Origin of the sequence: Paraburkholderia dipogonis, assembly GCF_046027395.1 — a bacterium.
In the GTDB taxonomy this organism is placed as follows: domain Bacteria; phylum Pseudomonadota; class Gammaproteobacteria; order Burkholderiales; family Burkholderiaceae; genus Paraburkholderia; species Paraburkholderia dipogonis_A.
In genome coordinates this window covers 1-13,868 of the sequence record NZ_JAQQEG010000031.1, presented here as the reverse complement: position 1 = coordinate 13,868, position 13,868 = coordinate 1, and the positions used below count along the sequence as shown (strand labels likewise).

Here is a 13,868-nt window from a genome sequence, read left to right as displayed (position 1 = left end):
TTATCCGCCCTGATTCCCATGAGTCTGCATACCTGGTGGCTGTTCGTCGCCACTGTCTTCGTCGTTTCCGCGATTCCCGGTCCCAACATGCTGCTCGTGATGACGCACGGCGCCCAGCACGGCCTGCGCCGCTCCAGCGCGACTATGGCGGGTTGCCTGTCGGCGCTTGTGCTGATGCTGGCGGTGTCGGCGGCGGGCCTCGGCGTGTTTCTCGAGGCGTGGCCGGCCATGTTCAACGCGCTGCGGATGATCGGTGCGGCTTACCTCGTGTATCTCGGCATCAAGGCGTGGCGCACGCCGGCTGACGAAGCCGCTGCCGGCGACGCCGACGAACTGGCCGCGAAGCCCGCGCGCTCGCGCTTCGCGCTGTTCCGCAACGGCTTTCTGGTCGCGGGCAGCAATCCGAAGGCGATTCTGTTCGCCGCGGCGCTGTTGCCGCAATTCATCGACGCGGCGCAGCCCAAGTTGCCGCAGTTCGGCGTGCTCGTTGCCACTTTCGCCGTGATCGAGGTGAGTTGGTATCTCGTGTACGCGGGTTTCGGCACACGCATCGGCGCGAAGTTGAAGAGCCGCAGCGTCGCCCGGATGTTCAATCGTCTGACGGGTGGCGTGTTCGTCGGCTTCGGCGCCATGATGGCGCTGGTGCGCCACTGAGCGCACGTCGTAGCGCTGCGTCAATGGAGGCGGCAAGACATTGAGTCGATTGTTGCGTATTTACAACGCTGAGGGTCTACCCTAATTTGCATGTTGCGCCGCACCAAGCCGTTTGCTATAGTTTGTCTTGTCTCCTCCATGTCTCCTCTGATATGGATTCAGCCCGCCCACTTAGGCGGGCTTTTTTTTGCCCTGAATTTCCAGCGCCCCAGAAAAGACAAAGCCGGCTGACCCTTGCGCAGGGCCACCGGCTTTGTTGCGTCTGGACCGAACTCAGAACTTGTACGAGACGGCCAGGAACGAAATGATCGGATCGGCCTTCAGGTCCGCCTTCGACACTCCCAGTTCCGTGCCGTCCGCCGCCTTGATGATCACCGACGAGGTCGTCTTCAGCGGAATGTAGGTGACCGAAGCCACGAGGCCCCAGTGATCGGTGATGTTGTACGCGAGGCCCGCGTTGAACACCGGCGCCCACGACGACGATGCTTTCGCCGACACCTGCGTCTGTCCCGGCTTGCCCGCGCCGGCGGCCAGCACGGCGCCGAGGTTGTTTTGCGTCGATGTCACGAAGTTCTGGCTCAACTGAACGTCGGAGAACCAGTTGTACGACACGCCGATGCCGACAAACGGCCGGAATTTCGCCGTCGGTGCATTGAAGTAGTACTGGAACAGCAGCGCCGGGCTCCACTGGCGCACGCTTTTGACGATCGGGTTGGCCTGCGGATCGCCTAGATCCTGCTGACCAAGCGCGCCGGCCGGTCCCGGTGGTTTGATGGTGCCGTGGCCATAGATCTTGAAGACTGGCGGCACGCCCGCCACCGTCGTCACGGCGATGTGATCGGTGAGGTAATGGCTGAACACGAGGCCCACGGTGTCGGCGCTATTGGTCGACAAGCTCGTGCCGGCCGAGGTGAACGAACTCGGCAGGCGCAGCGGCGTGTTGATCGGCGTCGGCGCGACGTGGGTGGTGAGCGGCGTGCTGGAATCCTGCGGCATCACGTGGAACCAGCCGAGCACGGCGACATTGTCGCCCGCTTGCTGGGCGTGCGCGCCAGCAGACAGGCTGGCGGCCAGTAACGCGAAATAGATTTTTTTCATCTTGTTCCTCCTGAGGCGCGCTGAAACTCATCGCGCGCGGCAAGCGGCGGCAGGTGGGCGACCACGCCGGCGCGCTGCGTATTCGTTGGGCGCCGGCCGCCGCGCGGTTGCGCTGCGCTGCAGCCGGGACGCGAACGCCACGTTGCGGATTGGCGGCGCGTGCTGCGTCCGTTACTGGACGAAAGCGCCGATGGTGAAGTACGGCGAGGCCGCGTTGGTCAGATCGAGGTAGCCGAACACACCGCCCGTGAAGATCATCTTTCCGGTCGGCGTAGTGCCGGTCGCGGCGCCTACTTGCGTCGTCGTCACCACGCCAGGCACGGCTTGCGTGAAGTCCAGATTCAACGCCGTCGCCAGTGATGCCTGGGAGGCGTTGAACGGATCGAGCAGCGTCGCCTGGGTGCCTTCGAGCGCCGTGGTGCGGTAGTCGAACTGACTATCCACGCCGATGTACTCACCGTTTTGCGAGTTCACCGTGATCGCGCTTTGCGGCGACAGAATCGAGATCCCCGATTCATCGTCGGCGTACGGTCCGAGCGCGCCGTTTTGCGGCACAGTCACCGACGAGTTCGCCGCGCCCGTTCTCACCAGGATCGGCACCAGTTGGTTACGCAGCTTGCCGACGATCATGTAGCCGCGCGCTTCCGGCGTCGTCGCGAGTGTCGGTTTCGCCTGGCCCAGGAAGTTGTTGGTCTGGAACGCGCCGCTGCCATCCGCCGACGGCGCGAAGTTGCCGCCCGGCTGCTGACATTTGCCCGCGTTCACGCCGGAGTTGTCGCACGCGGTCCACGTGCCGTCCGCGTTGATGGTGATCTTCGAATCGACCGCGACCGGCGCGAAGTTTTGCGACGGCACCTGGTGATAGCCGAGCTGGTTGTACGTGCCGGCCACGTTCGCGAGATTCGTTTCAATCGACGAGAAACCGATGAACGGGTAGTACGGGAACTTGGTATCCGGCACGGCGCCCACGCCGAGAATTCCGCCGAACGAAATTTCCGCGCCGGGGATCGTGCCGCCCGCCACGCCTTCGCCGACGAAAATCCGCGCCGGACGATTCGGATCGAGACTCGCGCCGTTCAGGCGGAATGCGCACTGGTTGAGCTTGTTGGTCGGCAGCAAGGTTTCCTGAGTCAGCGAGCCGCTGGCGGTCTGGCCCGCGCGCGTCGGGACGACGGTGCCGGTGGTCGCCGGGATCGGCGACTCGATGTAATTGATCTGCCAGGTCATCTTGGTCGTATCGAGTTGCAGCTTGACCAGTTCGCCGTCACCGCCGCCGCCTGTGAATACCGTGCCGTAGTCCAGCGACGCCGGGCACAGGCGGACCTCCGTCACGGGCCCGTCGCCTCCTCCTCCGCCACCACACGCCCCCAGCAACGGTGCAGCAAGAGCGAGCACCGAAAGGATTCTCCATTTCATACCGCCTCCAGAATTTTCTCGTTGTGGGTGGCCGGCTCCCAGTCCCGCCACCTTTTTGCTATTTGTCTCTCGTACTGCCCACTGCCGGTCCGCTGAGGCTTACTTGCGTTGCTCACTTGCTGATTTGCGCTCCGATGCCGAAGTACGGCGCGCTCGAAGCCGTGCTGCTGAGTTGCGACGTCGGCGCCACGCCGCCGTTGACGGTCCCTTGAATCTCGATCGCATACAGCCCGCCGGACGCGATCGCGAGGCCGGTCTGGCCGTTGGCCTGCTGGACACCGACCAGTCCCGGACTCGGCAATGCGTAGCCCAGGCCGAAGCCGTCTTCTCCTGCGGAAGTCGACGGGTTGATGAAGGTGCCGACGCCGCCCTGGATCAACGCCGCGGTGTACTTGAAGTTGGAGTCGGCGCCCACGTAGCCGCCGTCGAAGCCGCCGGAGGCAAGCGGTGTGGCCGCGGCGAGCATCGCGATGCCGGACTCGTCGTCGACCTTGGCGTCGGAGTGGAGCAACACTGGCGTGCCCAGATTCACGGAGCCCGTGCGGATCACCAGCGGTACTGTCGCGCCGTTGATCTGGCCGAGGATCATGTGCGCCTGCGCCGACACGCCGCTCGGCTGATTCAGCGGCGGCAGCTTGAGCTGCGTGCCGATCTGCGGCGCATTCTGGCTGTCGAAGTAACCGCTGCTGTTGGCGGTCCACGCCGTGCCCGTCGTCAGACAGCCGCTCGAACTCGGCGTAAAGGCCGCGTTCGCCGGATTGGAGCCCGTGCAGTTGCCGGCCGCGTCGAAGGTTTCGACCGTGTTGGTCGCGGTCGCCGCGTACGAGCCGGATGGCACCAGGTGGTACAGCAGACCGTTGTAGGTGCCGGCCAGCTTGGTGACGTCGCTCGTCGTGGTGGCGAAGCCGAGGAACGGATAGAAATCGAAGTGCCGGTTCGGCACCGCGCCGACGTGATCGATGACGCCAGGAATGATGGTCAGTCCGTCGTACTCGACGGTCGCGCCCGGAATGCCGCCGCCGGCCACGCCCTGGCCGACCAGGATCATCGGCGGGTTCGGGTTGTTGACGAAGTCCGGTGTCGTGTAGGTCGTGCCGTTGGCAGGCGCGATGCCGGTACCTTTGCCGAGAATGAACGCGCAACGGGTCTGCTCGGCGGTCGGCAGCGTGCCGGTCGGGGGATGAATCACCGCACCGGTGATTTGCGTGCCTTCGCGCGTGATCGTGACGTCGGCGCTGGTCAGCGGGATCGGCGACCTGAGCCACTTCAGCGTGTAGGTCATCGCCGTCGCGTCGATATTCAGTTGCACCACTTCGCCGCTACCCGCGCCACCGAGGAAGGTGCTCTTGACGATGTCGGCCGTCGCCGGGCACAACGCCGCCGCGCCGGCGCCCGAGGCGGGCGGACCTTGCACGCCGCAACTCGCGCCTGAACATTGCGGTGTGTTAATCGCGCCTGGATTGTCGGCCTTGCCACCGCCGCAAGCAATCAGGAATGGGGCCGTGGCAATGGCCATCGCGAGGCCTCGAGTAATGGCGTGCGACATGCAGCTGTCTCCCTTCATGTAATTGTGCGAGCTAATTTCGCTGTCCGGATAATGGCTGTCAATTGAATGAGCCGTCTAAAAAGACCGATTCAAACAGCGCAATTTATGCCGAACGCGCGCCGCGTGGCCACTTGCGGCCCTTTTAAACAAAAAAGGATTTTTTGCTGGGCGTGCGGCATCGTTGCTTCGCCGCACACCCTTGCCAGGCAAGCCTTTGAGCAAAATGGCTCTATCATCTACGAACGACCGTTCGCGAAAAAATCCGGAGTTTCCCTATGCGGAAAACTATGCGCTATGCGTGTGATATCAGGAATGAATTACCGGCGGTTTTTTAGCAGTCCGATTTTTAATTTTTAGGTAATGCGGGCTATCACTGATTAAACGCGGAAAGGGAATTTTGAGTGGCGGACTTTTAAAACAGAAAGGCCGGTCTTCGCAGACCGGCCTTTCAATATATTGACGGTGAATTACCGTCCGTAATGTCGAACTAGATTAGCGTTTCAAGCCGCTTTCCTCAGCGGCGCCGATCGCGAGGTTCATGCACTGGATCGCCGCGCCCGACGCGCCCTTGCCCAGGTTGTCCAGACGCGCGACAGTCACGAAGCGCTCTTCGTTGCCGAACACGAACAGGTCGACACGGTTCGTGTCGTTGTTCGCCTGCACGTCGAAGAAGCCGCTGTCGAGGTTCGCTTCCGCGTCGAACGGTGCGATATGCACGAACGCCTCGCCCGCGTAGTACTCGGCGAACAGCGCCTGCACATCTTGCGGCGTGGCCTTCTTCGCCAACTGGTTCGGCGAAAAGAAGGTGGTGACCGCGAGACCCTTGTAGAAGTCGCCGACGATCGGCGTAAAGATCGGCGCCGACTTCAGGCCCGTATGCGCGGCCATTTCCGGTAGATGCTTGTGCGTGAGACCGAGCGCGTACGGGCGCGGGCTCTTGAGCTTGTCGTTGCCGCCGGCTTCGTAGTCGGCAATCATTTTCTTGCCGCCGCCGCTGTAGCCAGTGATCGAGTAAGCGTGCGCCGCGAACTCGGGCGCCACCACGCCTGCTTCGACCAGCGGACGCATGGCGAGCACGAAGGCCGACGCATGGCAGCCCGGTACGGCAATGCGTTTCGCCGTGCGCAGACGTTCGCGTTGCGAGCGGGCCAGTTCGGGCAGGCCGTAAGCCCAGTCGGCGGACGTGCGGAACGCGGTGCTGGCATCGATCAGCACGGTGTGATCGTTTTCGACCAGCGCAGCGGATTCGCGCGAGGCGACATCGGGCAGACACAGGAACGTGACGTCCGACGCGTTGATGAGACGACGGCGCTCTTCGAGGTCTTTGCGCTTCGCTTCTTCGATACGCAGGATCTCAACGTCGGCGCGCTGCGACAGGTATTCAAAAATCTTCAGGCCGGTCGTGCCTTCCTGTCCGTCGACAAAAACTTTCGTGCTCATCTCGATCTCACTGGCTTGCTGGAAACGGGGCGCGACACCGCGCCGGAACGTCATTTTAAGACCTGACGGCGCCGGACGTGCAAAAGGGGTGAAAAAACGACGATGCCCGCCGAACATGACATCGGCGTGACCCGTTATGCGGCAGATGCACGCCGATGCCGGCCGGATCGCCGCAATCCACGCGTCAGCGGGCGGTGGCGATCCAGCGCGCCGTGACTGCGGCTACGCGTGCGCCGAACATGCGCGCCGTCTCGAGATCGCCGGGAGGCGGTGCTTCTTCCGGCGAGGCGTCGGCCGGTGACTGTGTGAGCAGGCCGGTAGAGCCGCCGACATAGTTCAGGTCATTGCGGGTCGCCGCCTTGGTGTTGGACGGCATCATGCCGGTGCCCGCCCAGATCATGCCGTGCTGCATGGCCAGCGTGACGAAATACTGGATCGTTGAGAACTTGTCGCCGTTCATGGTCGCGGAGTTGGTGAAGCCGGCCGCGATCTTGTCCTTCCACGCCTGCTCGAGCCACGGCTTCGAGCTCGCATCGGCGAATTTCTTGAAGTCGGCGGAGGGGCCGCCCATGTAGGTCGGCGCGCCGAAGATGATGGCGTCGGCGGCGGCCAGTTCGGCCCAGGCTGCATCGTCGACCTCGCCGACCGGCATCAGTTTCGCGTCCGCGCCGGCTTCGAGGGCGCCTGCCAGCACGGACTCGGCGGCTTTCTTCGTGTGGCCGTAGCCGCTGTGATAAACGATGACGATCTTCGACATGACAACTCCAGCAAAGTGAAAAGACAATGGGCCGGGCACGGCAATGGTGCGCTCCTGCAGCGGCGCGACAGCGGCAAGCATGGCGCACACCGCCAGGCTGCACATTAGCGTGCGCGGATGACAGAATTTCCGCGCGGGCGGCAATGCGACGCAAGCCATACACCAGCCCCGGCTCGTGCCGGCGGCCATGCGGTCCGGTTTGCACGCGACGCGCTGCGGTGCGCGAGACTACCGCCCGTAGTTGACCACCATCCGCGCAAAGCCGAGCGTGGCGGTGCCGATCTCGTGATCGAACATCAGCGCGGGACGGCCTTGCGCGAGGCGCAGGTCGGCGGTGCTGAGCGCATAAACGGTGATGATGTAGCGATGCGGTTTGCCTGGCGGCGGACAGGGGCCGCCATAGCCGTCGGTATCGAAGTCGTTGCGCGCTTCGACCGCACCGAGTTTGCTAAGGAAGCCGGAAGAGCTGGCGTTCTCCGGCAAGCTGCTGACCGTGGCCGGAATGCCCGCCACCGACCAGTGCCACCAGCCGCGGCCCGGCGCATCCTGATCGAACATGGTGACCGCGAAGCTGCGCGTGCCGGGCGGCGCGTCGTGCCACGAAAGTTGCGGTGAGCGGTTGCCGCCTTTGCAGTCGTCCTGATTGAAAACCTGAGCGTCCGCCACGGTGCCGCCCGCACGAAAGCTGGCGCTGGTCAGCGCAAACGCGCCTTCGGCGAGGGCGTGTGGTCCGTGAGCGGCCAGTAGGGCGAGGCCCAGCATGGCGCAGGGGAACGACGGCAGACGGCGGAACGGCGAAGCAATCGAAACAACCAGGCAACGCGAGCGCATGTGCCGGTTCTCCTGTGAGGGCGCGAGGCGGTTGTCCTCGCGATGGTTATTGTCCCTATTTTGTGCCTCAAGGTCGATTCAAGTCTAACATTAGCTCTACGACGCATCATTGTCGTGGCCCGCTGGAATTTGCAGACCGGAATCGGCTATAGTCAGAGGAATTGTCCGCGCGGAGATAGGCCGCGTCCTCACCTGTTTCAGTAACTAGAATACATAAGACATGTCGGAAGTTTTGCAGAGTGGTTTATCTGTCGAGGGGAGGGCAATGCAAGATCCAGTCAGGGTCGTGGTCGCTGACGACCATCCGGTTATTCTGTTCGGCGCCGAACAGGCTTTGCTCAAGTTTCCCGGTCTACAGGTCGTCGCGCGTGCGCGACAGTCAACCGAATTGATCAAGGTGCTGCAAACCATTGCGTGCGACGTGCTCGTCACGGATCTGGCAATGCCAGGCGGTCAATACGGCGACGGTTTGCCGCTGATTGGCTATCTGCGCCGCAATTTCCCTAACCTTCCCATCGTCGTCCTGACGATGCTCGAAAACGCCGCGTTGCTCAAGCGGCTGAGCGAACTCGGTGTGACGTCAGTCGTCAACAAGTCGGACGATCTCAGCCATATCGGGCTCGCGGTGCAGCACGTCAGCCGCAACCTCGAATACATGAGCCCGTCGGTCAAGGCGTCGCTCGATACACTGCGCATGAATGCCGGTGGCAAAAACGACGAAGTGATGCTGTCGAAACGCGAACTGGAAGTGGTGCGTCTGTTCGTGTCGGGCATGACGATCAAGGAAATCGCGGAGCATCTCAACCGCAGCATCAAGACCATTAGCACGCAGAAGAACACCGCCATGCGCAAACTCGGCATCGAACGGGATTCCGAGTTGTTTCAATACGCGCAGAGTAATGGCTTGCTGAACCTGTCGTCGCATTCAACGGAAGACAAAGGCGGAGTCTCTTAAGGTCGCATACGAGACTTAAGGCAAAAATAGAAAAGGGCGCCTGTCGATAAGACAGGCGCCCTTTTTATTCGATCCGCGCGAGGCGGAGAGCCTTACTGCGGCGTCGAAGTTGCGCCGCCGTGCGCCGCCGACCATTCAGCCGGCGCGTGCAGGAATTTTTCCACTTCGTCGAGCGTCTTGGTGTCGAAGTACTTGTTTTCCTTCGCGACACGCAACACGTCCCACCACGTGGCGAGCGCGTGCAGATCGACGTCGATGTCTTTCAGCACCGACACGCTTTCCTTGAAGATGTTGTAGTGGAACAGCACGAAGCAGTGGTTCACCGTGGCGCCGGCGGTGCGCAGCGCATTGATGAAGTTGATCTTGCTGCGGCTGTCCGTGGTCAGGTCTTCGACCAGCAGCACGCGTTGACCTTCGGTCAGCAGGCCTTCGATCTGCGCGTTACGGCCGAAACCCTTCGGCTTCTTGCGCACGTATTGCATCGGCACCATCAGGCGATCGGAGAGCCATGCCGCGAACGGGATGCCGGCGGTTTCGCCACCGGCGACCGCGTCGATCTGCTCATAGCCGACGTCGCGCAGAATCGTGGACTCGGCCATTTCCATCAGGCCGCGGCGCACGCGCGGATACGAGATCAGCTTGCGGCAGTCGATATAAACCGGGCTCGCCCAGCCGGACGTGAAAATGTACGGTTTCTCCGCGTTGAAGTGCACTGCTTGCACTTCCAGCAGCATTTTGGCGGTCGTGTCGGAGATCGTCTGGCGATCGAAGCCTGTCATGGGCGGATCCTTGGGTGTGAGCGGGGAGAAGCGGGCGCGGGGCCCGGTGGCGCAGCAAGCGGGGTATTCCGCGCCATGCTGGGCAGAATACGCAGCCGGTCAGTGGAGTGCAGGCCGGTTTTTGCTGCGCGCGTAGGCCGACATTTTACCCGAAACAGGCTCTTCCGAGGAGGCTGTCGTGCGTGGCCGCAGCGAATGACGGTCATAACGGACGCATCGGGCAGGCTTCGGCGGGCATCGAAGGGCGCATCGGGCGCCCGCATCCACGAGCGCTTTTTGGTTCGCTTGTGGGCTGTCAGGGGCGCCTTTACACTCACGCGAATTTCTCGGGCGTTTGCCGCCGCTGCCGCCCATTCGACCTACGGAATGCTTTCAATGAACGCCGCTCCCTCCGCCACCGACCGCCTCGCATCCGTGAGAAATGGCTACGCCGGCCGGGCGCTGATCGCCTCGGTGCTCGGCTACGCGATGGACGGCTTTGATCTGCTGATCCTCGGCTTCATGCTGCCGGTGATCGCGGCCGATCTGCATCTGAGCTCCGCGCAGGCCGGCTCGCTGGTCACCTGGACGCTGATCGGCGCGGTGGCGGGCGGTCTGATTTTCGGTGTGCTGAGCGACTATTTCGGCCGCGTGCGCATGCTGACGTGGACGATCCTGATCTTCGCCGTGTTCACCGGCTTGTGCGCGCTGGCGCAAGGCTATGCCGATCTGTTGACCTACCGGACCATTGCCGGCATCGGGCTCGGCGGCGAGTTCGGCATCGGCATGACGCTGGTTGCCGAGGCATGGCCGGCGTCGCAACGGGCGCGCGTGTCGTCGTATGTCGGCTTGGGATGGCAGCTCGGCGTGTTGGCCGCAGCCTTACTGACGCCGCTGCTCTTGCCGGTGATCGGTTGGCGCGGCATGTTCGCGCTCGGGCTGTTGCCGGCGGTGGTGTCGTTCTTCGTGCGGCGCCGCGTCGAGGAACCGGCGCTCTTCACCGAGCGCGTGGCGCGCGGCATGCGCAAGCTGCCGCTGAAATTGCTGGTGGCCGATGGCCGCACCACGCGCGCCAGCATCGGCGTGGCAATTCTCTGTTCGGTGCAGAACTTCGGTTACTACGGCCTGATGATCTGGCTGCCGAGCTATCTGTCGAAAACCTTCGGCTATTCGCTGACCAAATCCGGACTGTGGACCTCCGCGACGGTTCTGGGCATGGCGTGCGGCATCTGGCTGTTCGGCATCGCCGCCGACCGCTTCGGCCGCAAGCCGACCTTTCTGTTCTACCAGGCGGGCGCGGTGGTGATGGTGTTCGTCTACGCTCACCTGAGCATGCCGATGGCGCTGCTGATCGGCGGCGCGGCGATGGGCGTGTTCGTCAATGGCATGATCGGCGGTTACGGTGCGCTGATCTCGGAGCTCTATCCGACCGATGCGCGCGCCACTGCGCAGAATGTGCTGTTCAATGTCGGCCGCGCGGTCGGCGGTTTCGGGCCGGTGGTGGTCGGCGCTCTGGCCGCGCGCTATTCGTTCGGCGCGGCGCTCGCTTTGCTCGCGTCGATCTATTTGCTCGACATCCTCGCGACACTCTTCCTGATTCCCGAACGACGCGGCGCCGAGCTCGAGTGAGCGCGAACAGCCTGTCCGTGACCTGCAGATGACAAACCCCAAGAGGGCCGCTGGATGCCGCGCTGCAGCATTGCACAAGCGCTGTTTCGCCGATGGTGAGCCGTGTTAACCAGTCAGTCCATCGACTCATGCGGGGTGTACACTAACCGACCCGCGAAGCACTCCGCATCGTCCTGTCCTCCGGCGAGGTTCGACGCGGCGCCCAACCGGCGCAAGCGAAAACCGCCTCAATCGATTACCCATTCGATAGATGCACGCGACGCTGACGGTGCGGTGTGCCGGGCCCAATTTCTTACGTCTCGCAGGCCAAAAAATGGACGAACAACTTAAGCAAAGCGCTCTCGCATACCACCAGAATCCGAAACCTGGCAAGATTTCGGTCACGCCCACCAAACCGCTATCGAACCAGCTCGATCTGTCGCTGGCGTACTCGCCTGGCGTTGCCGCGGCTTGTATGGCGATCTATGACGAGCCGCTCGACGCGCAGAAGTACACCTCGCGTGGCAACCTCGTCGGCGTCATCACGAACGGCACGGCCGTGCTCGGTCTCGGCAACATCGGCCCGCTCGCTGCGAAGCCGGTCATGGAAGGCAAGGGCTGTCTCTTCAAGAAATTCGCAGGCATCGACGTGTTCGACATCGAGCTTGCCGAGTCCGATCCGGACAAGCTGGTCGAAGCGATTGCGATGCTCGAGCCGACGCTCGGCGGCATCAACCTCGAAGACATCAAGGCGCCCGAGTGCTTCTACATCGAGAAGAAGCTGCGCGAACGTATGAAGATTCCGGTCTTCCACGACGATCAGCACGGCACTGCGATCATCGCGTCGGCGGCCATCCTGAACGGCCTGAAAGTGGTCGGCAAGAAGCTCGACGAAGTGAAGCTGGTGTGTTCGGGCGCGGGCGCTGCGGCAATCGCGTGTCTGGACCTGCTGGTGAATCTGGGCCTGTCGAAGAAGAACGTTCTCGTCACCGACTCCAAGGGCGTGATCTACGAAGGCCGCGGCAACCTCGATCCGTCGAAGGAACGCTACGCGGCGAACACCGAAGCACGCACGCTCGCTGACGCGATCCGCGGCTCCGACGTGTTCCTCGGCTGCTCGAGCGCGGGCGTGCTGAAGCCGGAGATGGTCGCCGAAATGGGCACCCAGCCGCTGATTCTCGCGCTGGCGAACCCGGAGCCGGAAATCCGCCCGGAAGACGCCAGGAAGGTTCGCCCGGACTGCATCATCGCGACCGGCCGTTCGGACTATCCGAACCAGGTCAACAACGTGCTGTGCTTCCCGTTTATCTTCCGCGGCGCGCTGGATGTCGGCGCCACCACGATCACGGAAGAAATGAAGCTCGCTTGCGTGCGTGCAATCGCCGAGCTGGCCGAAGAAACCGATCAGGGCGATGAAGTCGCGAAGGCCTACGAAGGCCACTCGCTGGAATTCGGCCCCGAGTATCTGATTCCGAAACCGTTCGATCCGCGCCTGATCATCAAGATCGCGCCGGCCGTCGCGCAAGCGGCGATGGATTCGGGCGTTGCGACCCGTCCGATCAAGGACATGGACGCGTATCGCGAAGAACTCGGCACGACGGTGTATCGCACGGGCATGGTGATGCGTCCGGTGTTCGCCGCGGCGAAGTCGGAGCCGGCGCGCATCGTGTTCGCCGAAGGTGAAGACGAGCGCGTGCTGCGTGCCGCGCAATTCGTGCTGCTGGAAAAGATCGCCAAGCCGATTCTGGTCGGCCGTCCGTCGGTGATCGAGATGCGTCTGAAGAAGATGGGCTCGAAGCTCAAGTGCGGGGAAGACTTTGAGATCGTCGATCCGGAAGACGATCCGCGCTATCAGCAATGCTGGCAGGCGTACCACGAACTTGGCGCGCGCGAAGGCGTAACGCCGGACGTGGCGAAGGCCGCAATGCGCAAGTTCAACACGCTAATTGGCGCGATCCTCGTGCGCCTCGGCGAAGCGGACGGCATGATCTGCGGCATGATCGGCCAGTACCACACGCATCTGAAGTTCATCGAGCAGGTGCTGGGCAAGGCGGACAACGTGCAGAACTTCGCCGCGATGAATCTGCTGATGCTACCGGGCCGCAATCTGTTCATCTGCGACACGTACGTGAACGAAACGCCGACCGCCGAGCAGCTCGCCGATATGACGATGCTGGCCGCGGGTGAAATCGAGAAGTTCGGTATCACGCCGAAGGTGGCGTTGCTGTCGAATTCGAACTTCGGCAGCGCGCCGTCGTCGTCGTCGCAACGCATGGCCGCGGCTCGCAAGCTGATCGCAGAACGCGCGCCGTGGCTCGAGATCGACGGTGAAATGCATGGCGATGCGGCATTGTCGGAAGCCGTGCGCAAGGCTGCGTTCCCGGGCACGACGCTGACCGGCGAAGCCAACCTGCTGATCATGCCGAATGTGGAAGCGGCGAACATCACGTACAACCTGCTGAAGATGATCGGCGGCGAAGGCGTGACGGTCGGTCCGTTCCTGCTGGGCGCGGAAAAGCCTGTGCATATCCTGACGCCGGCTGCGACCGTGCGCCGGATCATCAACATGACGGCAGTGGCGTCGGCCAACGCACGCAAGGCAGTGAACGCGAAGTAATGCGGATGCTTTGAGACTCGGGGTGGCGCTTCGTCGAGGCGTTCGCGACGAGTCTGCGAAAAAAGCCACGGATGCTGAATCCGTGGCTTTTTTATTGGCGCAGTCGTCGCACCGGCGTCACGCGTCACGTCTCATAGGTGTCTCTTATAGACATCTGCCGCTGCCGACGATCTAGGCGCGGTGTAGAT

At 62.8% G+C, this 13,868-nt stretch carries 11 protein-coding genes; 4 read left to right on the top strand and 7 right to left on the bottom strand.

The genetic code is table 11. The annotated features are described in order from the left end of the window. Nucleotides 1-18: 18 nt before the first annotated feature. Complete coding sequence (locus PQR32_RS28185) at nt 19-654, top strand: LysE family translocator (protein WP_408234680.1); 636 nt, start codon at nt 19-21, stop codon at nt 652-654. Nucleotides 655-927: 273 nt separating this feature from the next. Here the strand turns inward: PQR32_RS28185 and PQR32_RS28180 are convergent, their stop codons facing one another. The 6 genes from PQR32_RS28180 to PQR32_RS28155 all read right to left on the bottom strand — a co-directional run bounded on the left by PQR32_RS28180 (nt 928) and on the right by PQR32_RS28155 (nt 7,742). Next, nucleotides 928-1,752, bottom strand: coding sequence for an OmpW/AlkL family protein (locus tag PQR32_RS28180; RefSeq protein WP_408234677.1), 825 nt, complete (start codon nt 1,750-1,752; stop codon nt 928-930). 171 nt (nt 1,753-1,923) lie between these two features. After that, nucleotides 1,924-3,168, bottom strand: coding sequence for a DUF2957 domain-containing protein (locus PQR32_RS28175; protein WP_408234675.1), 1,245 nt, complete (start codon nt 3,166-3,168; stop codon nt 1,924-1,926). Between the two features lie 112 nt (nt 3,169-3,280). Further along, nucleotides 3,281-4,714 carry a DUF2957 domain-containing protein gene (locus PQR32_RS28170; protein WP_408234672.1) on the bottom strand — a complete coding sequence of 478 codons (1,434 nt, stop codon included), beginning with the start codon at nt 4,712-4,714 and terminating at the stop codon, nt 3,281-3,283. Between the two features lie 492 nt (nt 4,715-5,206). After that, complete coding sequence (gene argC, locus PQR32_RS28165; protein WP_408234669.1) at nt 5,207-6,154, bottom strand: N-acetyl-gamma-glutamyl-phosphate reductase; 948 nt, start codon at nt 6,152-6,154, stop codon at nt 5,207-5,209. Between the two features lie 184 nt (nt 6,155-6,338). Beyond that, the gene (locus PQR32_RS28160; RefSeq protein WP_408234666.1) at nt 6,339-6,911 is read right to left on the bottom strand and encodes a flavodoxin family protein; all 573 of its coding nucleotides are present in this window, start codon (nt 6,909-6,911) and stop codon (nt 6,339-6,341) included. Between the two features lie 228 nt (nt 6,912-7,139). After that, nucleotides 7,140-7,742: a YbhB/YbcL family Raf kinase inhibitor-like protein gene (locus PQR32_RS28155; protein WP_408234663.1), complete on the bottom strand. Its 603-nt coding sequence runs from the start codon at nt 7,740-7,742 to the stop codon at nt 7,140-7,142. A 265-nt stretch (nt 7,743-8,007) separates the two neighbouring features. On the opposite strand from PQR32_RS28155, the gene PQR32_RS28150 reads away from it, so the two are divergent. Beyond that, nucleotides 8,008-8,697, top strand: a complete 690-nt coding sequence (locus PQR32_RS28150; RefSeq protein WP_408234660.1) for a response regulator — start codon at nt 8,008-8,010, stop codon at nt 8,695-8,697. Nucleotides 8,698-8,789: 92 nt separating this feature from the next. Here PQR32_RS28150 and PQR32_RS28145 read toward each other — a convergent pair whose 3' ends face one another. After that, the gene (locus tag PQR32_RS28145) at nt 8,790-9,476 is read right to left on the bottom strand and encodes an orotate phosphoribosyltransferase (RefSeq protein WP_128585320.1); all 687 of its coding nucleotides are present in this window, start codon (nt 9,474-9,476) and stop codon (nt 8,790-8,792) included. A gap of 375 nt (nt 9,477-9,851) precedes the next feature. Between PQR32_RS28145 and PQR32_RS28140 the strand changes: the two genes are divergently transcribed. Together PQR32_RS28140 and PQR32_RS28135 are read left to right on the top strand one after the other, a co-directional pair. After that, nucleotides 9,852-11,084, top strand: a complete 1,233-nt coding sequence (locus PQR32_RS28140) for an MFS transporter (protein WP_408234657.1) — start codon at nt 9,852-9,854, stop codon at nt 11,082-11,084. 313 nt (nt 11,085-11,397) lie between these two features. Beyond that, entirely contained in the window at nt 11,398-13,680 is a 2,283-nt protein-coding gene (locus PQR32_RS28135) for an NADP-dependent malic enzyme (RefSeq protein ID WP_408234654.1), read from the top strand. The last annotated feature ends 188 nt before the right edge of the window (nt 13,681-13,868 follow it).